This window comes from Pseudoalteromonas sp. BDTF-M6 (assembly GCF_018334135.1).
Taxonomy (GTDB): domain Bacteria; phylum Pseudomonadota; class Gammaproteobacteria; order Enterobacterales; family Alteromonadaceae; genus Pseudoalteromonas.
This window is the reverse complement of record NZ_JAGXTQ010000002.1, coordinates 396,096-421,128: the sequence shown is the minus strand read 5'-3', so window position 1 is coordinate 421,128 and position 25,033 is coordinate 396,096. Positions and strand designations below refer to the sequence as shown.

Below are 25,033 nucleotides of genomic sequence, written 5' to 3'. Positions count from 1 at the left end.
CCCTATTTACAAAGCCGTTGTGGCTGGCTTAAACGCGCCGTGAATTGCGGGTAAGCACATAACGGTTTAAACCAGGGTAAGACAAACCAATTGGCACTGTAGCCCGCCTGCATTGCCTTTTGCACATAATACAACGCCGAATGTTCATCGCCGGTGGCGGCATAGACGATGGCCGCCGCATAATGAATATCGGCCAGCTCCTGGCCCAGTTCCAAACTGGTGTTGATGGCGGTAGTTGCCCGTTGATAATCCCCCAAATGGGCATAGGCCTGGGCTCGGTCCGACCAAGAGTAGGCCGACTGTTGGCCGTTATTCACATCGATCACCTGCTGATAATACTTACGTCCCAAGGCCAGTTGCCCAGCCAGAGTCAGGGCATCCGCATAATTTAAGGTAATGGCCGAGTTATTTGGCGCCAGACTGTGCGCTTGAGCGGCCATGGTGTGCGCCTGCTGATATTGTTGCGAGTACAAGTAGGCCAGCGCGAGGTTCGCCAGTATGGTGGTGTTGGCGACGTCCTTAGGGTCCAAAGATTCCTTGATGGTCGCCTCATAATGTTGGATCACGGTGGCAAAATCACCGCGGGTCAGCGCCAGCACAGCCAGTAGCTTTTGCGCGTCTGAGTCCAGCGGCAGCTTATTGACCACATCGTCGAGCAGGGATTGCGCCGAGTCGCTATCCCCCATGCTATAGAGCAAGGTGGCCAGCTTCTTCTGCACATTCAGGTTCGGACGCATCATCAAGGAGCGCTCCAAAGCTTCACGCCCCTTTTCCCGCTCCCCTTGCGCCAGATACCAGGAAGCTTGCAGGTTTAAAAACTCCGCCTCTACCCCGCCTAACTGACGTAATTGCACCAGGTAATGGTACGCCTCTTCAACCTCTCCCTGGGCTAAGGCCAATAAAATGCGATTGCTCAAATAACTTGGCCGGCGTTGATATTGCCGTGGTGCCTGGTTCAGTAACCGCAGCACCTGCTTCACGTAATCACCCTGGCCGGTAATATCATTGAGCTGCAGCGCCAGCTCCCGCGCCAGTGTATAGCCCACATCAAAGTGTGGCTGTGTGTTCAGTAGCGCCATAATATCGTTAAACAAGGGCTCACTGATCTCGCCGTCATGATAATAGCGGTTGTAATAATTAAAGAACTGCTCTTGCAGCACCTGTTTTTCCTGCTCATCAAAGCTGGCTTGGTGAGCAAACAGGCTGGCACCATAAAAGCGCGCCGATTCATGGACGTTGCGGGTGTCGATCAGGTCCGTTTGCCACTGCCTGGTAGCGACGAGCTGCCACTCAGGTGCCTCTAACCGACTGATTTCAATGTTGCAGTAGCGCTGCTGACAAGAAGCCGAGCTGGTAATAAAGACACTTGCGCCGGTGTAATCGGCGAGCATTTGAAAATAGCTTTTTGGGTCTTGTAAGCGCGTCGCTTCAACCCCTTTGGCCAGCATCAGCAATTCGGTATGACTTACCAAATGTTCATTTTGCGACGCCAATTGCTGCCACAACGCACTTTGAATGGAACCACTGAGCGTGCCCTGATAGTAGGCAAACTCGGGGGATTCGATCTGCACCTGAGTCGGCAAGATGGCCACCACCGGTGCCTTGATAAAGTAATCGCGAAACAGGTAGAGGGCCACCAGCAAGGCGCCGATCAAGGTCAGGGTAATGCCATAATACCAGGCCTGCTGTGCGCGTTTTGAACCAGCTTTAGTTTTGCCGTCAGGCTCATCCGAAAGGGGAGCCTCTTCATTGCCCTCGCCTTGGGTCGGCGCCTCTAACGGCTCGGTCTGCTGGGCCAAAATGGCCTGCTGCACCTGCAACTGCAATATTTGCTCAAGCTGGGTGCTCAGCGCCCCGCGTCGTAAATTAACACGCTCTGCCGGCTCCAGTGCCAAACCCTGCCCGAGAATATGGATCAGCGGCTGCGGCAAATACTCGGAAAACCCGCTCAAATCCATCGACTGACCAGTGCAAATAGCCTCGGCCAAGTCTTTGTCACTGCCTTGCCCGCCAAAAGGATGCTGCCCCGTCAGTAACTCAATGGCGAGGACACAAAAGGAGAACCAGTCACTGTTATTGCTCAGTGCCTGAGAACTGATCTGCTCCGGCGCCATGTAGCCCTGAGTCCCGACACTGGCACTGGCCTTAGCATTGGCACCAATAAATTCGGCAATACCGAAATCGGCGACTTTTACCGCCCCCGATTCGCTGATCAGAATATTGCTGGGTTTTAAATCCCGATGAATAATCCCGTTGCGATGGGCATGCTCCAAGCCCTTGGCAATATCGATCAACAGGGAGAGCTTTTGCTCAAGACTGAGTAAATGCTGCTTTTGATACTGCAACAGGTTTTTGCCTCGGCAAAATTCCATGACCAGAAAGTGAATTCCCTGATCTTCAGCACAGTCAAATACTTGAATTATATTGGGGTGATTTAGGCGAGCTAGAAATCGGGCTTCATTGAGGGCCGTAGCACTGTCTGCAGCGCTCAGTTCGGCCTGGGCCAGCACCTTAAGAGCAACGGTGCGCTCCAGCTTGGTATCGAAGGCCTCATATACGGTGCCCATGGCGCCTTGGTATACCTGCCGTTTGAGCTCATAGTGGGCTAACGTCTGCATTACCACTTGGCCCGCTAATTAGAGGCGCGGTTAATGGCGCCCTCTAGCTGATGACCCTTATAAATCTCGAAGTTACTGGCGTTAAAGCGCACCTTACGCAGCTTGCGCTCAATAACATGGTCGGCCCCTTCCACATGGGCCAGGGCATCGCTAAACTGTTTGCGAGCGCGATGGATTTGAATATTGAGGTAGCGGGAATCTATGCCCAAGTCTTTGGCTATCACCTCGGTATCGACCCAGCCCTGACTCAATTCGTGTAAACCACTGGCCGCATCCTGAGCCCTGTAGCGCGCCAAATTCAACGTGAGATAATGGTGGCAGCGCTCACCCAGGTCGACCTCTTCATTGGGGCCTTTGATGACCAGCTCCGCCGACTCTTCATCCAGGGTTAAATGGAAAATAAAGTTAAGATCGGCCAGTTTCACGCTGGCCACCTCGCGCATGGCGGTGGCCGCTTCGCTGTGACTCAGGTGCAATTGGTAGGTATGGCGACTATCGCTCACTCTGTCGTGCTCTATGATGATGGTGTGCTCGAGAAGCGGTCCGTCGAGGCGCTCAAAGCACCAAAAGCCGCTGTCACGCTGAATAAAGACGGCGATTTCCGGCTGCTCGTCGGGGATCAGGTTATAACTGCTTAGCGGAATGTGTTGTTCTGTCGGTCGCTGCATGGCGTCGAGAATAATCAGCATATCCTCGGGTTTATCCAGGTTTGCAACCCGATAGCCGCGGCTGTTATTGCCGGGAAAGGTGAGTAAGTCATTGCAATGCAGTATCTCGGGGCGATCTTTTTCCAAGCGCTTCGAGTTCAGCCAGGTGCCATTACGACTGAGATCCCGCACCTGCCAGTGGCTCCCCTGCCACTCGATAATGCAGTGAATTTTCGACACGCTGGGATCAACAACTAGGGTATCGACGCTATATTGAAAGCGACCAAAACTATGGTGGGCATGCAGGTAGATCACATTGTCTGTGTCTAGTTCGATAAGGTAAGCCATATCCGCTCCCAGCACCTATCCCTGTAATAATATTGTTGAAGTTATAAGTCATTCTGAGCTTTTTTTTAGCAAAAATAAACAACTGCTTTACAAGTTGACCGCAACCCTGCAGGAAAGGCACAGTTTTCACTTATAAATCATATTGATAGTTTTTATTTGCTCCGGAGCAGCAAATGGCGGATAAGGCGGCTTCGGTGCCGCCTAGTTCAGGTATTGGTAGGTCACTCGTGGCGTGATATTGCACAGCAATTCATAGGCTATGGTGCTGGCGCAGGTGGCAATTTCTTCAATACCGAGCTCGGCGCCCCACATAATGGCGTCGTCACCGACCGCCACATCCTGATTATCGGCACCGATATCTACACTGATCATATCCATGGAGACTCTTCCCACCAAGGGATAGCGGCGACCATTAATAAGCACCGGCGTACCATTTTCGGCATGCCGCGGATAACCGTCACCATAGCCTATGGCAACAACCGCTAACTGGGTATCGGCATCGGCATGCCAATGACCGCCATAACCCACGGGCTCACCTTTTTTCACCCGGCGCACGGCTATGACTTCGCTGGTCAGACTCATCACCGGCTTTAAGCCAAGCTCCAAGGAGGTTTTACCCTGCACTGGTGACACTCCGTATAGCATTAATCCGGGGCGCACCCAATGGCCATGACTTTGCGGATAATTGATAATGGCGGCAGAGTTAGCCAGACATAAAGGCGCCAGCTTGTCTTTGACCAGGCTGGTAAAGGTGGCCAGCTGAGTTTGGTTATAGCTGTTTTCGAGCTCGTCGGCACAGGCGAAGTGAGTCATTAGATGAAGCTGTTCATGCACATTCTCACAGCCCTTAAGGCGCTGATAAAACTGCTCGAATTGCTCCGGCTCAACGCCTAGGCGATGCATGCCGGTGTCGACCTTTAGCCACACCTTGATCTGCCCATTTAACTGCGCCTGCTCCAGCGCCGCTAACTGATACTCGTCATGCACTATGGTTTGAAAATTGTTGGCCAGCATGATGTCGATATCGCTGGCCTTAAAAAAGCCTTCAAGCAAGACAATGGGCTTGGTAATACCGCCGGTACGCAGCGCCAGCGCCTCTTCGATACGGGCCACGGCAAAGGCATCCGCACCCGCCAGTTGCTGGGCTATAGGTACCAGGCCATGACCATAGGCATTGGCTTTAAGCACCGCCATCACCTGGCTGCTGGGAGCCAGCTCTTTAACCCGGGCGAGATTGGCTCGCAGCGCAGAAAAATCAATAGTTGCCGTAGCCAGCGCCATAATTATTAGTACTCATCATCCATTGCCGGTCCGGCATAATTATCGAACCGTGAGTATTGCCCCTGGAAGGTTAACCGAACCTTACCGATAGGACCATTACGCTGCTTACCGATAATGATCTCTGCGGTGCCCTTGTCGTTACTGTCTTCGTTATACACTTCGTCACGATAGATAAACATGATCAAGTCGGCATCCTGCTCGATTGAGCCCGATTCACGTAAGTCCGAGTTTACCGGGCGTTTATCGGCCCGCTGTTCCAGCGTACGGTTAAGCTGTGATAGCGCCACCACTGGACACTCCAGCTCTTTGGCCAGGGCCTTAAGTGAGCGTGAAATTTCGGCGATTTCCAGGGTCCGGTTATCAGACAAGCTCGGCACCCGCATCAACTGCAGGTAGTCGACCATGATCATACTGATACCACCGTGATCGCGGGCGATACGACGGGCGCGTGAGCGCACATCGGTAGGCGTTAGCCCTGAGGCGTCGTCGACATACATCTTGCCCTTTTCAATCAACAATCCCATGGTGGACGACAAGCGTGCCCAATCATCATCGTCCAGCTGACCGGTACGTACCTTGGTTTGGTTAATGCGTCCAAGTGAGGCCAACATACGCATCATGATCTGTTCCGAGGGCATCTCCAGGGAGAAGATCACCACCGGCTTATCACGGGTCATGGCCGCATGCTCCGCCAGGTTCATGGCAAAGGTGGTTTTACCCATGGACGGACGGGCGGCGACGATGATCAGATCCGAAGGCTGTAGCCCCGCGGTCATCTTATCTAGGTCGGAATAGCCCGTGCTCACCCCGGTCACACCGTCTTGTGGTGACTGATACAACTCTTCAATCTTATCGACGGTTTTTTCCAAAATAGTATGGATGTTCTGCGGACCTTCGGTGCTCTTGGTACGCTGTTCGGCGATTTTAAACACCTTGCTCTCGGCCAGGTCGAGCAGTTCATGGCTGCCGCGCCCTTCCGGGTTAAAGCCCGCCTCGGCAATTTCATTGGCCACACCGATCATTTCACGCACTACCGCACGTTCACGAACGATATGCGCATAAGCGGAAATATTCGCCGCACTTGGCGTGTTTTTAGCAATTTCCCCTAAGTAGGCAAAGCCACCTATGCTCTCAAGCTGGTTGTTTTTCTCCAGCGACTCCGAGATGGTAATTAGATCGATCGGCTGGCCTGCTTCCACCAGGCGTTCCATGGCCTCGAAAATAAACCTGTGGGTGCGGGTATAGAAATCCTGAGATACAACTATCTCGGCCACACGGTCAAAGGCTTCATTATCAAGCATTAGGCCACCAAGCACGGACTGCTCGGCTTCAATGGAATGCGGGGGTACTTTTAGGCTATCAACCTGTTTATCTATCTTTGCCATAGTTACTCTAAAGGGGAGCGAATTGCCTTATTCTATCGGCTTAGTATGGCAGTGCAACAACTGCGTGGCATTTTTAAAAAAGAAGCGGGCTAAGTGCCCGCTAAGTTGGGAGTTGTTTTTTTGCTAGTCGCGTTAATTAGTCGTTTTTACGTAAGTTAGTGTTGCCACTGATGGTGGTCACTTCCACTTCTGCCTCGCCCTGGCCCAGAGTGAAGCTTAGGCTCTCGCCCGGACCATATTTGGCTTCAACCGCCTTGTCTTTACTTAGCTCGTTGCGGATATCACCACCGGCATGGGCGTCTAAGTCAAAACGTGCCGAGACATTCGTTGGCAGGTATAAATCGAAGTCACCGCTGACGCTTTCGGCGCGGATTTGCGCGTTCGTTTTCAGCTCTTTCACATACACCTCCAGCTCGCCGTTAACGGTATTAAGCTTTAGGCTGCCAAGCGTGTGAGCACGCAACGTTAAATCACCATTGACGTTCTCAAAGCGAATGTCTTCTGACTTGGTGGTGCTGGTGACATCGCCGTTTACCAGGGTCATGCGCAGCTGGCCCTGCGAATCAACGTCATTGATATCGCCATTGACCGTTTGATAACGAATATCGCCGTTTAAGTTGGTACCGCTGACATCGCCATTGACGGTTTCAAAAATCAGCTTACCCGAGAGGTCCTTGGCATCGATATCGCCGTTGACGGTCTCAATGCGGCTGTCGCTGCTAAGCTCACTCACATCCACGTCCACATTGATGCCTTCGAGGCTGAGGGCGCTTTGCATCGGCATATAAATGGTCAGCTTTGAGCCTTCACCATTATCATCATTGTTGTTGCCCCAGCCCCAACCCTTGTTGTAGTTCTTCGGCATTTTGACAATAAAGTCGGTGCGTTGACCACGGGTCTCAAGGGTATAGCCTTCGGCTCTATCATCAAGCTCACCCTTGATTTGCAGACTGGCCTTATCCCAGCCCTTGATAATGATGTCACCGCGCTGGTTATCGATAAAGATACGACCATCGGCCGGTACGCTAATTTGCTCATCTATCTTCTCGCCAGCCAATGCTAAGCAAGGAACCATGGCTAGGGTATATGCTAGTGCTTTCATCTTCTTCTCCTAAATATGCTCTAATACAGTGCCCTGCTTGGGCTGGTGCACTTTATTAATTAAATCAAGTTGTTGTTGGTATACTTGCGCTAACATGCCAAGCAGTGCGCGGTTATTTGGGTCGTCTTCGAGCGCGGTTTTGATTGCCTTCTCGGCTTGCTCAAGCTCGGCCAGTTGTTGTTGCCAGTTATCGGTTAATGCCGGTTGCGACTGATACTGCACCAGCAGGCTTTGCTTTTGTTGCTCAAACACATCGCTGATCAATGCAAACTGAGTTTGCTCGGCGTCTTGCTGCATCGGCATATTTAAGCCCACCACGGCCACCAGGATCGCTGCGGCGGCACTGCCGAAGGCCGGTTTCACCCAATTACGTTTGCTCTTGCTTTGCTGCAAATTAATTGCATGCTCAATACCGGGCCAAAGGTCGCGACTTGGGCTCAACTCCTTATCTTGCGATTGCAGTTGCTGCTCTAAAAATTGGTCGAAGTCTGGTTTACTCATTTTCATACCACTCCTGTAACAACCCTCGGGCGCGGTGATACTGGGATTTTGACGATCCCACCGCCATATTCATCATTTGTGCTATCTCTTCGTGGCGATAGCCTTCCACCGCGTGCAGTACAAATACCTGCCGGGCTCGCTCGGGCAAACGCACTATTAATTTGTCGAGGCCATTAAGCTCCTGACATTGCGCCGCTTGCTCGTGCTCCATACCCGTCTCTTCACTGCTGACGACGCGCTGTAGCCAATTTTTTTGCTTGCGCAGATAACTGATGGCTATGTTGCTGGCGACCCGGTGTAACCAGGTACTGAATTGCGACTTACCATCAAAGCTGTTTATTTTTTGCCACAACTGCACAAACACTTCCTGGGTCACATCTTCCGCTTGAGCCTGATCGGCCACCAAGCGAAGACAGAGCGCATACACACGCCTTACGTGGCATTGGTACAGGACATAAAAGGCATCTTGGTCACCCTGCTGGGCTTTCTCGATGGTTTGTAGTTCCTGTTGCGCCGTTTGTGTTTGTGAGAATGCCTGTTCGGCATTAACCAACATCCGCGTCATCCTGTTGTTGTTTATTTGCTTTGTTACTGTATTAGACGCACCCAAAAGTACAAAGGGTTTAAACGGTTTTAAAAAATTTTTTAATTTATTTTTCAAAGGGAAGGAGTGGGGATTTTTGGCTGGGTTTGAAAGTTGGGTGTTTTGTAGTGACGATGGCACTTTGAATTGAGTTCTTGTCGCGGTGGCGACGGCACTTTGAAGTGAGTTATTGTCGCGGTGACGACGGCACTTTGAAGTGAGTTATTGTCGCGGTGACGACGGCACCCAAAAGGGGAATAATACGATTCCCCCTTTGGAATCCCCCCGTACCCCAGCGTTTGCTAATTGTCTCGCCTACTGGCGCGGCCTACGCACCCAGCGAAACTTGGCCTCCCGCCTCGATTCGCCTAACTCGGCTATCCCTGCCTCGCTGTGCTACCAACACCATCTGGCTCAACGCAAACGCAAGGGGCAATCACTGACACATCGAGCTCAAATAGAGATCTGAGTTTTAGAAAATACGGCAATTGGAATTTACATTAATCGCAGGTAATCTAAAGCTCAAAGTTCTTAATAACTCAGGGGACCGAGTAAATGGATAAGGAATATATGCCAGATTTCAGCGGCAAATGTATCTCAATGCGATTGGTTGATTCTGATTGTAGTCACGATTTAGTAGATCCTAAATTTGAAGTCCAAGCAGGTCGACTTTTTATCGTTGGCATCATCCCTGAGGGAGCATCTGAATCTAATTGGGATGCAAACCAATTAGGCGCAGTAGCATGGGAACAAGTCAGAAATTACACACTATTTGATAACTTGGCATCATATCAAAAGGCTGTCGCTATCTCTGAGTCTTACCAAGAAGAGGATTAGACTCTAAGATGAACTTCCTCGCAATTGTTTTAATACGTTTTTACCAGCGCTTTATTTCTCCCTACAAAGGGTTTCGCTGTGCGCATGCCTGCCTGCACAAAGGAGCATCTTGCTCTAACGCAGTACTCGAAATTGTAAAACAGCAAGGAATTTGGCGTGGATATCCAAATATCAAAGCACGAATGTACGCCTGTAAAAGCGCCTATGTCACGCTACAACTAAACACCCAAAAAGATCAAAACAAACGCAAAAAGAAAGACAATAGCTATGACTGCTGCGACCCATCCGCGGCCTGCGACGTCGCCAGCTGCACGGGTAGAGGAAGAAACTGCGACCTACCCGACCTCCCATGTGACTGCTGGCCATAGCATATTAGAAAAAATGAAGATAATTGAAAAAAGCATAGCCGCAAGAAACGCTATCAGCCTAAAAGCAAAGATCACCTACAAACTAGTAGCTGTAGTTCTGTGCACAACAGCATTTTTATCAGCTGATAAATACCCAATAGTATTCCTTGGTTGTCTTATCAGTTTATTTCTATTGTATTTTTATGTTCAATATCTTTACCACCATGCATCAGAAAAAACGCAAAGAAATAACTCAGATACAAGCAAGTAGGCGTACCTGTTCAAGTTAATTCGATCTTTTATGACAGGCGTACAATATATAAATTTGATGCTCCCGGAGGGAACTAATGGTTCAAAAAGTTGGCCTTATATGTTTTTCTTTTTTAATTCTTCCATGTTTTGTCAACTCAGAGAATCAAGAGAGAATCCTGACTATTGATACTATTTTTGGAGACTTAAATAGTTATAAAAACAGTGAAGTCGTATTTAAAGGTTATTATGCAGAAGGAACATTTTTTGCTAACGATGAGTTTTCTTGGAGCTTCAAAGAAAATTATATAGTAATGCCGTACAGAGGAGCTAAAACGGACGAGTTTGTTGAGAAATGTACAGGGAAGCTCTTAGTTGCTAGGGGGAAACTATACGTTGATAACATAAGAGCTCCAAGAATAAGGGAAATAGATACTTTGTATCCGCTGGTTGACCCAAAGATAAATTGTTTATCTCTGATCGAGCACTTTGATAATTAAAGTAGGAAAGGGGTCAAGTCTTGCATTGTGCATTTTAATAAATGTATCACAATTAGCCTGAGCCGCACTTGATGGATGACTGCTAATATTCCAAAAGGTGCGCTATACCTAGCAAGAAATACGGTTAAGGGGTCAGGTCTTGAATTTTACATCTGACCCAACCGAAGCAATAGCCACGCTAAATCTGACCGAATAGCTCTGATGTATCAGCCCAATTTCCCGTTTTGATTCGCGCTGTAGAAATCGGCTTTTGTTGTGCAGTGTGCTTGAGACAGCGAGATAGGGATATCGAGCTAGGTTTACCGAGTCAGGAGGACGAGTTAAACCGTGTTGAAAGCTAAGCGGAACGTTTAACAAAAATCTGAGTTCGTAAGCATTGGCGAATCACGGGTTCGCGGGGTTTCCAAAGGGGGAGTCGAATCACTCCCCCTTTGGGTGTTGTCGCCACCGCGACAAAATCTATCAGTAACCACCGCTGTCGGCGGCCCGACAAAAATCTTACCAAGAGCATCTTTGTCGGCGCACAGCACCGACCTACAACCGCATTGTCGGCGGCCCAACGACATCGTCAGGATGCAAGGTAACTGCTCCTGCGTTACCCTAGTACCGCCGTCCTTGGCGGCAAAGCCTGCGCTAAAAACAGGCATAAAAAAACCGCGCCTTGGCGCGGTTTTTCACATAAAGCTAATCGACGATTAAGCTTCAGCAATAACGATCACTTTGATAGTTGCAGTAACTTCTGAGTGAACCTGGATTGCTACGTCGAATTCACCTGTTTCACGGATAGTACCGGTAGGTAGGCGAACTTCTGATTTAGCTACTTCGATACCAGTTGCAGAGATCGCGTCAGCGATGTCACGAGTACCGATTGAACCAAATAGTTTACCTTCGTCACCTGCTTTAGAAACAAGAGTCACTTCTGCAAGTGCTTCAAGCTTCTCAGCGCGTGCTTGTGAAGCAGCTAGCTCTTCAGCGATTTTCGCTTCAAGCTCAGCACGACGTGCTTCGAAAGTTTCGATGTTAACTTTAGTTGCAGGAACTGCCTTACCTTTCGGGAAAAGGAAGTTACGTGCGAAACCAGATTTAACTGAAACCTGGTCACCTAGGCCACCTAGGTTTGCGATCTTGTCTAGTAGAATAACTTGCATGTCTCTACACCTTTTAAAAACTGTTAATCCGCTGCTTACTTGTGTAAGTCAGTGTATGGAAGAAGGGCTAGGTAGCGAGCACGCTTGATAGCGGTTGCTAGCTGACGCTGATACTTAGCGCTAGTACCTGTGATACGGCTAGGTACGATTTTGCCACTTTCTGTAACGTAGTTTTTAAGAGTAGCTAGATCTTTATAATCGATTTGTTGTACGCCTTCCGCTTTGAAGCGGCAGAACTTACGACGTCTGAAGTAACGTGCCATGAGTATTTTCCTCAATTAATTCTTTCAATTTGCTGAGCGTGCAGTACCAGTTGACTAAGGCCATTTCGACCTTGGTGGCGATTTAAAAATCCCCTCACTCGTACTTGTTGCTCAACTTGCAAATATTGTGTTGCAGGTTGATGCTCTTTACCGCTTGCGACCACTTGAATGCGAACATAACTTTGTCGGTTAAGTTGCGCTTCTAACTGTATTGAACGATGCTCAAGCACGAAAATACAGTGTGGCACACCGGCCGGGCTTTGACTGAATTTTGGGGCCTTACAAATAATGCCACCAAGTTCGACTAAGTTGAGCGCTTGCTCACTAGGCGTATCAGCCATTACAACCACGCAGAACGATTAAGCTTCAGCAGCTTCTTTTTTCTCTTCTTTAGCAAGAGGAGAAGCTTCAGTTACTGCATCTTTAGTGCGCATAACTAGGTTACGAAGCACTGCATCGTTGTAGCGGAAAGAAGTTTCAAGCTCGTTGATTACTTCAGTTGGTGCTTCAACATTCATTAGAACATAGTGTGCTTTATGAAGCTTTTCGATTGGGTAAGCCAGTTGACGACGGCCCCAGTCTTCTAGACGGTGAATTTTACCGCCAGCTTCAGTGATAGAACCAGTATAACGCTCGATCATACCAGCTACTTGTTCACTTTGATCTGGATGAACCATGAATACGATTTCGTAATGACGCATGGGTATTCCTTACGGTTAATATAGCCTTCCACCGTTTCGACCACTCGGTTTAAGGCAAGGAATTAATGTTAAACGGTCGAAATGAGCGCGTATTCTACGCATTGTTGGCAAATTAAGCAATATCTAACAGGCAATAAAAAGCCCGCCATAATGCGGGCTTGATGCTCATTCGATAGGTTAAGCGCGCTGTCTCAACACTTCAAACAAACTGATGCCGGTTGCCACCGATACATTGAGGCTTGAAACCGTGCCCACCATGGGAATTTTTACCAACACATCACAGTGCTCACGGGTTAAACGGCGCATACCATCGCCTTCGGCGCCCATCACAATGGCGATCGGACCGGTCAGGTTGGCCTCAAATAAGGTCGTATCTGTTTCACCTGCGGTGCCCACCACCCACACACCAGCGTCTTTAATCTCACGCAGGGTGCGCGCCAGGTTGGTTACCTGCACCAGAGGTACGGTTTCTGCCGCACCACAGGCCACCTTACGAACCGTGGCATTAAGCTTGGCTGATTTGTCTTTAGGTACCACCACAGCATGCACACCTGCGGCATCGGCGCTGCGCAAACAAGCTCCTAGGTTATGCGGGTCGGTAATGCCATCAAGCACCAACAAAAACGGCATTTGCTCGCGTTTGATAATATCGTCCAGGTCTTTTTCGCTGTACTGCTTACCGGCGCGCACGCGGGCGATAATTCCCTGATGTTGCTCGCCTTTGGCCTTATCGTCTAGGGCCTTGCGCTGCATAAACTGGATTGAAATGCCAAACTTGCGGGCCTGATTGATCACGTCATTAAGACGCTTGTCTTCACGGCCCTTGAGTGCGTAAATTTCTAAAAAGCGCTCAGGCTCTTTGCTTAAGATGGCTTCAACGCTGTGAAAGCCAAAAATTAGTTCGTTACTCACAAACACTCTCTACTATTTTGCTTTGTTGCGGACATTTTTACCTGCACGCTGCTTTTTCTTTGCCTTCTTGGCCTTGGCTTTCTTCGCCACGGCCCCCTTTTTGTCTTTGTCGCCGGCTTTTTTAGGCTTACCCTTGCCCGCTGGTTTAGCGCCTGACTTGGCTCCGGGCTTAGCGCCCGACCTTGCCCCTGACTTGGGCTTTTTGCCTTTCTCTGGGATCTCTCCAGATTTTAGCTGCTCACGCACCGAAGGTTTAGCGCGGCGGCGACTGTATCTGTCTTCGCCTTCGCTGGCTAACACCAGATTAATACGACGCTCTTCAAGGGATACCGATGCCACTTGTACGCGCACCTTATCGCCCATACGATAAACCTTGTTGGTATGCTCGCCCACCAAGCAGTGTTTGGCACCGTCATAATGGAAGAACTCGTCGCCTAAACTGGCAATGTGCACCAGGCCGTCAATCTGCAGGTGATCCAGGCGTACAAACACACCAAAATTGGTGACCGAGGAAATGACCCCCCCGAACTGCATGCCCACATGATCTTGCATGTATTCACATTTTAGCCAATCCGTCACTTCGCGGGTGGCATCATCGGCACGACGCTCGGTCATGGAGCATTGCTCACCAAGCTTGTCCGCTTCATCGGCGGTGTAAATATGCTCACCGCTGGTTTGCTGACCCTGAGACTTTAAAATTGCCTTAATGGCACGGTGCACAACCAAGTCAGGATAACGACGTATCGGTGAAGTAAAGTGTGCATAGGCAGGCAAGGCTAAACCAAAGTGACCAATATTATCGGCTTGATATACCGCCTGCTTCATAGCCCGCAACAGCATGGTTTGCACCAGCTCGATTTCCGGACGCTCGGCCAGCTTATTGATAACCGCGGTGATCTCTCCAGGCTCCGGCGATTCGCCGAAAGGATGCTCGACACCCAGCTCGCCTAAAAACTCCCGGAAATGACCCAGTTTCTCACTATCCGGTTCATCGTGCACCCGATAAAGGGCGCTGGCTTCATGCTTTTCTAACAACCGCGCCGCGGCGACGTTCGCGAGGATCATACACTCTTCGATCAGCATATGCGCATCGTTGCGCACCACGGGCACAATGGAGTCTATTTTGCGATGGGCATTAAAAACAAAACGGGTTTCCAGGGTATCAAACTCGATGGCACCACGCTGCTGACGAGCCGCCTTTAATGCCATATACATTTGCTGTAGGTCTTTTAAATAACCTACCAAAGGCGCGTATTCTTCGCACAGGCGTTCATCGCCCTCTAAAATACCGTGTACCTTGGTATAGGTTAGACGTGCGTGGGAGTTCATCACCGCTTCGTAAAAACGATAGCCGGAAAGCTTACCCGCATCGGAAACCGTCATTTCCGCCACCATACAGAGGCGATCAACTTTAGGGTTTAAGGAACACAAGCCGTTGGAAAGCACTTTCGGCAACATGGGGATCACCTGCTCGGGGAAATACACCGAGTTACCACGATTGATTGCTTCCAAATCCAGTGGTGAGCCTTTTCGCACATAGTGAGACACATCGGCAATGGCCACCCAGAGGCGCCAGCCCCCGGATTTATTGCGCTCACAATACACGGCATCATCGAAGTCGCGAGCATCTTCACCGTCTATGGTAACCAGCGGCAGATGACGTAAGTCGATGCGCCCTTGCTTATCTTTTTCGTCAACAAACTCACCCAGAGGCGCAACCTGCTGCTCAACGGCCTCGGGCCATTGATGAGGAATTTCATAATTGCGCAGCGCCACTTCGATTTCCATACCCGGCGCCAGATGATCGCCCAGCACTTCGGTGACCTTGCCCACCGCATTCATATGACGCGTGGGGTTTTGGGTGATCTCGATTTGCACCATTTGATTATGACGGGCGCCCTTTTCCGCCCCCGGCAAAACGATAATGTCTTGCGTCAGGCGGGGATCTTCGGGCACCACCACGGCCATACCGTGCTCAACAAAATAACGACCTATAATCGGCGCCCGTTCATTTTCCAGCACTCGGACGATACGCGCTTCTACTTTGCCCCCCTGACCGCGCGAGCTGGCCTTAGCCAGCACCACGTCACCATGGAGCACTAGATTCATTTGATGGCGCGGAATAAACCAGTCTTTGGGCTCACCCTCTACCTGTAAGAAACCGAAGCCGTCACGGTGACCGATCACCTTGCCTTTAACTAGGCCGCTATCATCGGGGATGACGTAACACTTATGCTTATTAAAATGCACCTGGCCTTCACGTTCCATTGCGCGTAAGCGACGTTTAAAAGCGATTTGACGATCACTTTCGAAAACATCAAGTTCACTACAAAGTTGACTAAAGGTGGCGGGTTTAGAGCGTTTTTTTATGTGGTCGAGAATAAACTCTCGGCTGGGGACGGGATTGTCGTATTTTTGCTGTTCTCTATCGAGGTATGGATCCTGTTTGGTCATTCATTAACTTATACTATGATTTATGCTGTTATTTTAACCCATATAAGAAAAAGGCAACAGGGAATTACTGTTAAAGTTTTGGGTCGATTAGACTTTTACAGCAAATTGATGCTCTTACCCGCAGCAACGACACTAGTTATCCACGGGTAAACGCGCTCTGGCAACCACAGAGTCCGGCATTTTTTTAGCAAGCAGAGCCAATTGCTGCGTGATTTTTTTATGCTGCCCCCTATCCGCCACGGAAGCATGGAAGAGCCAGCGATAGGCATCCTCATAATCGTGTGGGCTACCATAGCCTTGATTATAAAGTTTCACCAAACGCATTTGTGCCCGCAAATTACCCTGAGCGGCGGCTTCACGTAAATAGATAATGGCCGTGGCCTTGTCCGCCTGCACCAGGCGGCCGATATCATAATAGCGCCCCAGTTGCTCCAGCGCCTCGGCCAGACCCTGCTCGGCGGCCTGACGCATATAGTACACCCCTAACTCCACATCCCGCTCAACACAGACGTTATAGGCGAGCATGTCACCATAGAGGAATTGATAGGTCGGTAGCTGCATCTTGCTGGCCCGGGCGGCAATATCTTGCACCAGTTGGCAATCATCGTCTTTGATACGTTTTAAATGTGCATTTTTACGAATGAGCTTTACCAGTTCATCCTGGGTATAAAGCTGTACCGCTTCCAAAGGCTCTGCGGCACGGGCCACACCTAAGGTCATGGCTATTAGAACACAACTGATAAGTAAAAAACGCATAACGCTCCTTTGACAATTTCTCGCATAGTCGCCATTTTACAGCAAAAGCGGTGCCATAATTTTAGCCTTAGACACAAAAAAAGCTGCCGAAGCAGCTTTTTCTTAACACATTTGGTGATTACTCACCGAATGGGTTGCGTACGATCATGGTCTCAACACGGTCAGGACCAGTTGAGATGATATCTACAGGTACACCTGTGATTTCTTCGATACGCTTGATGTAATCGATCGCCGCTTTTGGCAGATCTTCAACGCGAGTCACACCAAAGGTGTTGTCGCTCCAGCCTGGCATTTCTTCGTAGACCGGCGTTACCTTCTCGTAGCCTTCGGCGGCGAGTGGAGTCACATTAGTAACCGTGCCATCTTCAAGCTGGTAGCCAGTACAGATCTTAATGGTTTCTAGGCCATCAAGTACGTCAAGCTTGGTCATACAGAAACCTGAGATGCTGTTGATTTGTACCGCACGGCGCATAGCCACGGCATCGAACCAACCAGTACGACGTAGACGACCCGTTGTCGCGCCAAACTCGTGACCTTTCTCACCAAGGTGCTTACCAACAGGGTCTTGCTTATCAAGGCCATCGTATAGCTCGGTAGGGAATGGACCTGAACCTACACGTGTGGTGTACGCTTTCACGATACCCAATACGTAGTCTAGGTTTAGTGGGCCAAAACCGGCACCGGTCGCCACACCACCGGCAGTGGTGTTTGAAGAAGTAACATACGGGTAAGTACCGTGGTCGATATCAAGCAGGGTACCCTGTGCACCTTCAAACAAGATGTGCTCGCCGTTGTTACGTGCTTGGTCTAGCATTTCCGTAACATCAACAACCATAGACTTAAGGATTTCAGCCACAGCCATGGCATCGTCGTAGGTCTTTTGGAAGTCGACAGGCTCAACCTTGTAATAATTTTCTAAAGTGAAGTTGTGGTACTCAAGAATCTCGCGCAGCTTGTTAGCAAATTGCTCTGGGTTGAACAAATCACCTACACGTAAACCACGACGTGCTACCTTGTCCTCATAGGCAGGACCGATACCACGACCGGTAGTACCAATGGCTTTATCGCCACGTGCTTTTTCACGCGCAACATCAAGTGCTACGTGATAAGGCAAAATTAGCGGACAAGCTTCAGAAATAAGAAGACGCTCACGCACTGGTACGCCACGCTCTTCAAGCATGCCGATCTCTCGCATTAAAGCGTCAGGAGCAAGTACTACACCGTTACCGATGATACATTTAACGTTGTCACGCAGTACACCCGATGGGATCAAGTGCAGTACGGTTTTCTCACCATTAATCACTAGCGTGTGACCAGCATTGTGACCACCCTGGTAGCGTACTACTAAAGATGCTTTATCTGTAAGAAGGTCAACAACCTTCCCTTTCCCTTCGTCACCCCACTGGGTGCCTAATACAACGACGTTTTTACCCATTGCAAATTCACTTAGAAAAAATTAGGCGCAGATTTTATCAGAAAAGAGGGCCATAGATCACCCCGTTTTGGCTATTTTTTCCGCTAATAGTATTTTTACTTTTAGCTCAGGGGGCTAGTCCGATTGGACAAAGTGAAATAACAGCGCACCAACAAGGATTAAAATGATGCCGGTCACCTTTAGGGTACGCTCATCACTTTGAACAATCTGTAATAGATAAGCTCGCCATTTTCTTGGAAATAACGCCGGACCCAAGCCTTCAAATATCAGCATCAATGCCACCGCGCTTAAAAATAATTGCCAATTCATATGTCCTCCCGAGGCAAAAAAAAGCCCCAAGACAAGGTCTCAGGGCTTTTCTAACAAGAGCGATTATTGCGCCGATGCATTCTTCATATATTTGAAGAATTCGCTGTTCGGCTCGATAACCATCACGTCTTGCTTATCTTTAAAGGTGTTTTTATACGCATCAAGGCTACGCACGAATCCGAAAAACTCAGGATCTTTATTGTAGGCTTCGGCGTAAATTTTTGCCGCCTGGGCATCACCCTGACCGCGCACAGAACGGGCATTACGCTCGGCATCCGCCAGCATGACCGTTACACGACGATCGACTTCGGCGCGCAGCTCTTCGGCTTTTTCCTGACCCTGTGAGCGGTGTTCTTTAGCTACCGCGGTACGCTCGGCGCGCATACGCTGGTAAATTGAACTGCTCACTTCGTCCGGCAGGTTGATTTGCTTAACGCGTACATCAAGCACTTCAATACCCAACTCTTTCGCGCTTTCAGAGGCTTGCACCAGGGCATCGGCCATTAACTCGCTACGCTCACCAGAGACAATTTCGCGAATGGTGCGGGCACCAAAGTTGGTACGAAGACCGTTATTCACCTTCTGCTTAAGCAGGGTTTCGGCATAGTTCTTATCACCGCGCGTACGCAGGTAATAATCACTGAAGTCCTGAACACGCCACTTCACATAAGAATCAACGATCAAGTCTTTTTTCTCACTGGTTACGAAGCGATCCGGCGTACCATCCAAAGTCTGAATACGGGCATCCAACTTACGCACCTGGGCAACAAAAGGCACCTTAAAGTGTAGGCCAGGCTCGTAAACCACGGCATTGTCACTGTCGTCTTTTTGCACCTTGCTAAACAGCAAAACAATGGCTCTTTGTCCTTCCGGTACCACAAATACCGAAGAGAAAGACAAGAGCACTGCGGCAATAATGAGGATTAAACTAAAATTTCTCACTTATCGTCCTCCATTAAAGCGGTCTTTAGCAAAACGGTCGTTGGCAGAATTTACCTGGCTGTTTTGCGATGAATTAGTGCCTAGCTTGTTACGTAAATCCTGGATGGTATTGGAATTTGGTAAAGTTACTTTTTTACCTGACGAATGCTGCTCCATGATTTTATCCAAAGGCAGATACATCATGTTGTTGCCGCCTTCAACGTCAACCAAGACTTTAGAGCTGTTGCCTAGCACCTGCTCCATGGCATCAATATACAAACGCTGGCGTGTTACCTGCTTAGCGCTTTGATACTCAGGTAACAGCTTTTCAAAACGCGCTACCTCACCCTGAGCTTCCAGGGTTACACGCTCACGATAGGCTTCTGCTTCCTGGGTCATACGCGTAACGCGACCACGGGCACGAGGTTCAATCTCACGGGCATAAGCTTCCGCTTCACGAATAAAACGCTCTTCGTCTTCCTGCGCGGCAATGGCGTCATCGAAAGCATCTTTTACTTCCGCTGGCGGACGTGAATCCTTAAAGTTCACATCGGTAACCACTAAACCTAGGTTGTAAGGCTCGATAATACCGTTCAGCTCTTCCCAGGTGCTTTGACGCACCAGCTCACGCCCTGTGGTCAAGACCTGATCCATCTCCGCATGGCCGACTACATAACGCAGCGCACTATCCAACGCTTGCTGTAGGCTGTGATCGGCATCGGTAACACTGTACTTGTAAAGATACGGGTCAACGACGCGATACTGCACTTCGAATTCAACGCTTACCACGTTCTCGTCTTCGGTCAGCATAAAGCCAGACGCCGACAGCGAACGTACCGCTTCAATATCAACGGGGATCACGTTTTCGATAAAGGTTGCTTTCCAACGCAGGCCCGGCTCGGCGATACGGGCGAACTTACCAAATTGTAAGACCACGCCACGTTCCGCTTCTTTTACCGTGTAAAAGCCGCTCAAGGCCCAAATAATCAGTGCAATGATCACCACAATAAAGATGCCGGCGCCACCGACGCCACCACCTCGGTTACCGCCCTTGTTGCCGCCAAACAGACCGCCAAACTTATCGGAATACTTTTTCAGTACCTCGTCTAAATCCGGTGGGCCTTGGTCGCGACCACCTTTATTGTCCCAAGGGTCTTTGCCGTTGCCATTGTTACCCGGCTCGTTCCAGGCCATAGCTCTACTCCATAGTTGTCAATATTCGTTACTCGGGGTAATGCTAGCTCAGCATTACCTGCGTTGTCACATGCTGTAGCCGAGTTCGACCACGCATATGACACAAGAAAATCTTTACTGGTGCTACTTTAGCGTATTTTCCAATGCTAAGTAAGGTAGCTATCGATTTGTTCGCCGATTTCCTTTTTCAGCTTATTCCAATCGCTCATGGGTACATTCACCTGCAACAACCAATTGCCATGCTCATCATAGTCTTCTTTATTGATGCTATTGAGGTTGTACAGAGCCCCACGCAAACGTCCCTGGCTCGGCGGTACGCACAGCAGGGTATTGAGCATTTGCTTGGCCAGCAATTCACTGATCGCCTGTTTCAGCAGGTCAACCCCCTGACCTTGCTGCGCCGATAGCCAAACCCGTCGCGGTTTGCCTTCATCGTCTCTGTCGATACGCGGCTCAACATCTTCGAGTTGGTCAATTTTGTTGTACACCAACAGCTGAGGAATTTCGCTAGCGCCGATCTCCTCAAGCACTTCCTGCACCTGCTCAATGTTTTCCTTACGCCGCGAGTCGGCGGCATCGATCACATGCAGTTGCAGATCCGCTTCACGAGTCTCGGTCAGGGTCGCCTTAAAGGCCGCCACCAGGTCATGGGGAAGATGACGAATAAAGCCCACGGTATCGGCAAGGATCACGCTACCGATATCCGGCACTTCCAGCTTACGCAAAGTGGGGTCCAGAGTCGCGAACAGCTGATCCGCGGCATACACATCCGACTCGGTAAGGCGGTTGAACAGGGTCGATTTACCGGCGTTGGTATAACCAACCAGAGAAACACTTGGAATTTCATTGCGATTTCGCGCCCGACGCCCTTGTTCACGCTGTTTCGCTACTTTATCTAGACGTTTAAGGATGTTTTTAATACGCGCACGCAGCAATCGGCGGTCGGTCTCAAGCTGGGTTTCACCCGGGCCACGTAGACCTATACCACCCTTTTGTCGCTCCAAGTGCGTCCAGCCTCGGATCAAACGGGTAGAAATATGACGCAACTGCGCCAGCTCAACCTGGAGTTTACCTTCATGGGTTCTCGCCCGCTGGGCGAAAATATCTAAAATCAACGCGGTTCTATCGAGCACGCGGCATTTGCACACTCTCTCTAGATTGCGCTCTTGTGATGGGCTTAATTCGTGATTGAATATAATGACATCTGCGTTGTGGGATTGGACAATCTCAGCGATTTCTTCTGCTTTCCCCGTGCCGACGAATAGCTTGGGGTGTGGCGCCTGACGGCTGCCTTGCACAACCATCAGACTACTAACACCTGCAGAAGACACCAGCATTTCCAACTCTTGAAGGTCTTCTCTATCACCTTCATGGGGAAACTCTATGTGTACTAAGACTGCCTGTTCGCCGGCTTCATAACGGTCAAACAAGCACACTGCTCCTACTGATTAAAAGTTCCCTTCTTCTGACTCAGGCGCGTCTGTTCCTTGCGCACCGTGGAAATTCACTGAACGGGCCGGCACGACGGTCGAAATCGCGTGCTTATACACCATTTGGTTTACTGTGTTTTCAAGCAAGATCACAAATTGGTCAAATGACTGAATTTTACCTTGCAGTTTGATGCCGTTAACTAAAAAGATAGAAACAGGAACACGCTCACGACGTAACGCATTCAAAAATGGGTCTTGTAACGATTGGCCTTTTGCCATTGTTATTTTCCTTAGTTTTTAGGTGTTATTATGTAACTATATCTGGAACATACTTAAAAGAAAAATCGTCCCAATAATATTAGCTTAGCGAACTTACTATACGTTGCAAGTTTTCTCTATCCCCACTTTCAAGCCAGGTGAGGTCCGGCCAACCGCGCAACCAGGTTAGCTGACGTTTTGCTAACTGGCGGGTTGCCGCAATGCCGCGAAAGACCATCTCATCATAGTCAATTTCACCGGCGATGTAATCCCACATTTGTCTATAGCCGACACAACGTATCGAGGGCAAATCGGGGTGCAAATCATCCCTTTTATATAAGGACAAAACTTCATTTTCAAACCCCTGCTCCAGCATTATTTTGAATCTTTTCTCAATGCGCTGGTGCAGTACCTTGCGATCACTTGGCGCAATGGCGAACTGATAAACTGGAAAATCAAGAGCTTGTGCCTTAGTTTGCTGCAGCTCCGTCATCGTCTTGCCACTGATACGATAAACCTCTAAGGCGCGGTTAATGCGCTGCGAATCGTTGGCATTGATCTTGGCGGCGGCCTGCGGGTCTATTTCCAGCAACTGCTGGTGCAAAGCCGGCCAGCCTTGCTCTTTGGCCTCTTTGTCCAACTCGGCCCGCACCGCTTCATCCGCCTCGGGTAAGGGCGATAAGCCTTCAAGCAAGCCTTTGAAATACATCATGGTCCCACCCACCAATAGAGGCACCTTGCCTTGAGCGTGTAACTCCTTGATATGGGCCAGGGCATCGCTGCGAAAATCCGCCATGGAGTAACTGTCAGCCGGGTCGATGATATCGATCAGCCGATGAGGTGCCTTTGCCAGCTCTGCGGCTGTGGGCTTGGCCGTACCTATGTCCATACCCTTGTATACCAAGGCCGAGTCGACGCTGATCACTTCGGTATCAAAGTGCTGGCAAAGCTCGATGGCAAGATCGGTTTTTCCCGAGGCCGTCGGCCCCATTAAAAATATAACTGGCAGTGTACTCACAGGACTTTAAACGCTTATTTGATTGAGGTGCTCGGATACGTCTATTTTAACGGCTTTTTGCCTCAAGTGCTGCATTATCTCTGGGCATTTTTGCAACTCCAACTGCCAAGAAAGAAAATCCTGGCCATCAAAATAAATCGCCGGTACCTGGGTCGCCAGCCATTCTAACCAGGGCTGCTCACCATCTTCTTCACTTAGCGGCGCTGCTAACAGGCGCTCGACCACCTCTTTGGCATCCAAGCTGTACAAGCAACTGGGTAAACGTTTAACCATTACATGCTGCTTTGCCAGCTCCAGATCAAACCCCAGCACCGCCAACCAGGAGTGACTTTGCTCTAACTGGGCAAATTCATCGTTATTGATGGCCACCCGCACCGGCAATAACAACGCCCGTCCGGGTAACTGGGCATCTGCTTGCAGTTGTTGTTGCCAGGCCGGTTGTAACACACTGCGCCAATGCCCGAGGTACAGCTCGCCTTCCAGGCTAAGGGCGCAGCGCCCTTGATTTAAAGGCAGAAGCTCAACAGCTTGGCCTGTTAGCGACATACCCTCTGACGGCGCGGCCTGCTGGGCGGCTTGGGTAAAGTTGTGCGCCTGCACCTCACTAATGCCTTGGTAGAAGCGATTAGCCTGTTCAATTTGCGCCGCTTTGGGCGCGGAACGGGTATAGCTGCTATTCGCTGCGGCGCTGCCGGCAGAGCCGTTAGACGATGCCGCCCCCCTAGACTGACCGTCCAGGCTCGGCTGCATCAGTTGGGGCTGCAAATGGGACTTTGGATAATCGCCATATTCCATGGGTGTATGGGAGGCTTGTGTCTGAGCTGGCGTTTCTCGTTCGCCAAACAGGCTTTGCTCGGTGGCGATTAACTGCTGCACCGCCTGCAAAATAAAGTCGTGTACCAAGCGCGCCTGATGAAAACGCACCTCGTGTTTGGCCGGGTGCACATTAACATCCACTTGACGAGGATCTATATCCAAATACAGGACAAACGCTGGTACATGGGTGGCGCCCACATGCTCTTCAAAGGCCTGACGAATTGCATGTAAGATCAACTTATCGCGCATCATGCGGCCATTCACATAGGTGTATTGCGGCTCGGTTTGAGTTTCCTGCGGCATGATCCAGCCGTGCAAATACAACCCCTGTTCGCCACTTTGCAGGTGCATGCCCTGCTCGGCAAAGCCCTTACCGGCCACCTGCGCAATGCGCTTAACCGCCTGCTCTTCGCTGACCGGGCGATACTGACGCACCACCTTGCCATTGTGCGTTAAGGTCAGGGCAATATCGAGGCGGCTGAGGGCGATGCGCTTAAGCAACTCATCGATATGGCTAAACTCGGTCTTTTCGGTGCGTAGAAACTTGCGTCGTGCTGGCGTATTAAAAAATAGATCCTTTACTTCTATGCTGGTGCCATCCGGGTGCGCCGTTGGCTGCACCTGCACCGCCATATCCCGGCCCTCGGCAAAGGCCTGCCAGGCCTCGGCTTGCGCCGCTGGCTTGGACTTCAGCGTAAGCCGAGACACCGAACTGATGGACGCCAAGGCTTCGCCGCGAAAGCCCAGCGAACAAATATTTTCCAGATCATCGAGACTTTTTAGCTTACTGGTGGCATGGCGCGACAACGCCAGGGTCAATTCGTCCTTGGCTATGCCAGCACCGTTATCGCTAATTCGAATGAGCTTATGGCCGCCACGCTCAATATCGACCCGAATACGAGTTGCCCCGGCATCCAGGCTGTTTTCTACCAACTCTTTAACCACCGAGGCGGGACGCTCAACAACCTCACCGGCGGCGATTTGGTTAGCCAAACGCGCCGGTAATATCTCTATGCTCAT

The 25,033-nt window shown here is 50.0% G+C and carries 26 protein-coding genes; 4 read left to right on the top strand and 22 right to left on the bottom strand.

Annotated features, from left to right (window positions below):
- Positions 1–2: 2 nt before the first annotated feature.
- The 7 genes from KD147_RS06305 to KD147_RS06275 form a co-directional block, all read right to left on the bottom strand.
- A complete protein-coding gene (locus KD147_RS06305; RefSeq protein WP_212547249.1) occupies positions 3–2,618 on the bottom strand; it encodes a serine/threonine-protein kinase in 2,616 nt (871 codons plus the stop codon).
- Between the two features lie 14 nt (positions 2,619–2,632).
- A complete protein-coding gene (locus tag KD147_RS06300; RefSeq protein ID WP_212547248.1) occupies positions 2,633–3,613 on the bottom strand; it encodes an FHA domain-containing protein in 981 nt (326 codons plus the stop codon).
- 201 nt (positions 3,614–3,814) lie between these two features.
- Positions 3,815–4,894 (bottom strand): alanine racemase, encoded by a 1,080-nt coding sequence (gene alr, locus KD147_RS06295; protein ID WP_212547247.1) that lies wholly within the window; start codon positions 4,892–4,894, stop codon positions 3,815–3,817.
- A gap of 5 nt (positions 4,895–4,899) precedes the next feature.
- Entirely contained in the window at positions 4,900–6,279 is a 1,380-nt protein-coding gene (gene dnaB / locus KD147_RS06290) for a replicative DNA helicase (protein ID WP_105253696.1), read from the bottom strand.
- Between the two features lie 136 nt (positions 6,280–6,415).
- The gene (locus tag KD147_RS06285; RefSeq protein WP_105253695.1) at positions 6,416–7,381 is read right to left on the bottom strand and encodes a DUF4097 family beta strand repeat-containing protein; all 966 of its coding nucleotides are present in this window, start codon (positions 7,379–7,381) and stop codon (positions 6,416–6,418) included.
- Between the two features lie 9 nt (positions 7,382–7,390).
- Positions 7,391–7,882, bottom strand: a complete 492-nt coding sequence (locus tag KD147_RS06280) for a hypothetical protein (protein ID WP_212547351.1) — start codon at positions 7,880–7,882, stop codon at positions 7,391–7,393.
- The gene (locus KD147_RS06275) at positions 7,875–8,438 is read right to left on the bottom strand and encodes an RNA polymerase sigma factor (RefSeq protein ID WP_212547246.1); all 564 of its coding nucleotides are present in this window, start codon (positions 8,436–8,438) and stop codon (positions 7,875–7,877) included. The genes KD147_RS06280 and KD147_RS06275 overlap by 8 nt, the downstream gene beginning before the upstream one ends.
- Positions 8,439–9,020: 582 nt before the next feature.
- On the opposite strand from KD147_RS06275, the gene KD147_RS06270 reads away from it, so the two are divergent.
- The 4 genes from KD147_RS06270 (at position 9,021) to KD147_RS06255 (ending at position 10,398) form a co-directional block, all read left to right on the top strand.
- Positions 9,021–9,302, top strand: a complete 282-nt coding sequence (locus KD147_RS06270; RefSeq protein ID WP_212547245.1) for a hypothetical protein — start codon at positions 9,021–9,023, stop codon at positions 9,300–9,302.
- Positions 9,303–9,310: 8 nt separating this feature from the next.
- Entirely contained in the window at positions 9,311–9,670 is a 360-nt protein-coding gene (yidD, locus tag KD147_RS17045; protein ID WP_212547244.1) for a membrane protein insertion efficiency factor YidD, read from the top strand.
- Positions 9,570–9,920, top strand: coding sequence for a hypothetical protein (locus KD147_RS06260; RefSeq protein WP_212547358.1), 351 nt, complete (start codon positions 9,570–9,572; stop codon positions 9,918–9,920). The genes yidD and KD147_RS06260 overlap by 101 nt, the downstream gene beginning before the upstream one ends.
- 76 nt (positions 9,921–9,996) lie before the next feature.
- Positions 9,997–10,398: a hypothetical protein gene (locus tag KD147_RS06255; RefSeq protein ID WP_212547243.1), complete on the top strand. Its 402-nt coding sequence runs from the start codon at positions 9,997–9,999 to the stop codon at positions 10,396–10,398.
- Between the two features lie 695 nt (positions 10,399–11,093).
- Here the strand turns inward: KD147_RS06255 and rplI are convergent.
- The 15 genes from rplI to mutL form a co-directional block, all read right to left on the bottom strand.
- Positions 11,094–11,546, bottom strand: a complete 453-nt coding sequence (gene rplI, locus KD147_RS06250; protein ID WP_105187946.1) for a 50S ribosomal protein L9 — start codon at positions 11,544–11,546, stop codon at positions 11,094–11,096.
- 35 nt (positions 11,547–11,581) lie between these two features.
- Positions 11,582–11,809, bottom strand: coding sequence for a 30S ribosomal protein S18 (gene rpsR / locus KD147_RS06245; RefSeq protein ID WP_010386263.1), 228 nt, complete (start codon positions 11,807–11,809; stop codon positions 11,582–11,584).
- Between the two features lie 11 nt (positions 11,810–11,820).
- Positions 11,821–12,150 carry a primosomal replication protein N gene (priB, locus tag KD147_RS06240; protein ID WP_105253693.1) on the bottom strand — a complete coding sequence of 110 codons (330 nt, stop codon included), beginning with the start codon at positions 12,148–12,150 and terminating at the stop codon, positions 11,821–11,823.
- A gap of 18 nt (positions 12,151–12,168) precedes the next feature.
- Entirely contained in the window at positions 12,169–12,510 is a 342-nt protein-coding gene (gene rpsF / locus KD147_RS06235; RefSeq protein WP_105187948.1) for a 30S ribosomal protein S6, read from the bottom strand.
- 177 nt (positions 12,511–12,687) lie between these two features.
- Positions 12,688–13,422: a 23S rRNA (guanosine(2251)-2'-O)-methyltransferase RlmB gene (gene rlmB / locus KD147_RS06230; RefSeq protein ID WP_212547242.1), complete on the bottom strand. Its 735-nt coding sequence runs from the start codon at positions 13,420–13,422 to the stop codon at positions 12,688–12,690.
- A 12-nt stretch (positions 13,423–13,434) separates the two neighbouring features.
- Complete coding sequence (rnr, locus tag KD147_RS06225) at positions 13,435–15,876, bottom strand: ribonuclease R (RefSeq protein WP_212547241.1); 2,442 nt, start codon at positions 15,874–15,876, stop codon at positions 13,435–13,437.
- Between the two features lie 132 nt (positions 15,877–16,008).
- Positions 16,009–16,596: a tetratricopeptide repeat protein gene (locus tag KD147_RS06220; protein WP_249319043.1), complete on the bottom strand. Its 588-nt coding sequence runs from the start codon at positions 16,594–16,596 to the stop codon at positions 16,009–16,011.
- A gap of 154 nt (positions 16,597–16,750) precedes the next feature.
- The gene (locus KD147_RS06215) at positions 16,751–18,067 is read right to left on the bottom strand and encodes an adenylosuccinate synthase (protein ID WP_105187951.1); all 1,317 of its coding nucleotides are present in this window, start codon (positions 18,065–18,067) and stop codon (positions 16,751–16,753) included.
- A gap of 114 nt (positions 18,068–18,181) precedes the next feature.
- Positions 18,182–18,376: a DUF2065 domain-containing protein gene (locus KD147_RS06210; RefSeq protein ID WP_105187952.1), complete on the bottom strand. Its 195-nt coding sequence runs from the start codon at positions 18,374–18,376 to the stop codon at positions 18,182–18,184.
- A 63-nt stretch (positions 18,377–18,439) separates the two neighbouring features.
- Entirely contained in the window at positions 18,440–19,318 is an 879-nt protein-coding gene (gene hflC, locus KD147_RS06205; protein ID WP_105187953.1) for a protease modulator HflC, read from the bottom strand.
- The gene (hflK, locus tag KD147_RS06200) at positions 19,319–20,491 is read right to left on the bottom strand and encodes an FtsH protease activity modulator HflK (protein ID WP_105187954.1); all 1,173 of its coding nucleotides are present in this window, start codon (positions 20,489–20,491) and stop codon (positions 19,319–19,321) included.
- A gap of 146 nt (positions 20,492–20,637) precedes the next feature.
- On the bottom strand, positions 20,638–21,921 hold the full coding sequence (gene hflX / locus KD147_RS06195; protein WP_105187955.1) for a ribosome rescue GTPase HflX: 1,284 nt from the start codon (positions 21,919–21,921) through the stop codon (positions 20,638–20,640).
- Between the two features lie 18 nt (positions 21,922–21,939).
- Positions 21,940–22,200 (bottom strand): RNA chaperone Hfq, encoded by a 261-nt coding sequence (gene hfq / locus KD147_RS06190; RefSeq protein WP_105253687.1) that lies wholly within the window; start codon positions 22,198–22,200, stop codon positions 21,940–21,942.
- Positions 22,201–22,279: 79 nt separating this feature from the next.
- Complete coding sequence (gene miaA, locus KD147_RS06185) at positions 22,280–23,197, bottom strand: tRNA (adenosine(37)-N6)-dimethylallyltransferase MiaA (protein ID WP_212547239.1); 918 nt, start codon at positions 23,195–23,197, stop codon at positions 22,280–22,282.
- Between the two features lie 6 nt (positions 23,198–23,203).
- On the bottom strand, positions 23,204–25,033 hold the full coding sequence (mutL, locus tag KD147_RS06180; RefSeq protein WP_212547238.1) for a DNA mismatch repair endonuclease MutL: 1,830 nt from the start codon (positions 25,031–25,033) through the stop codon (positions 23,204–23,206).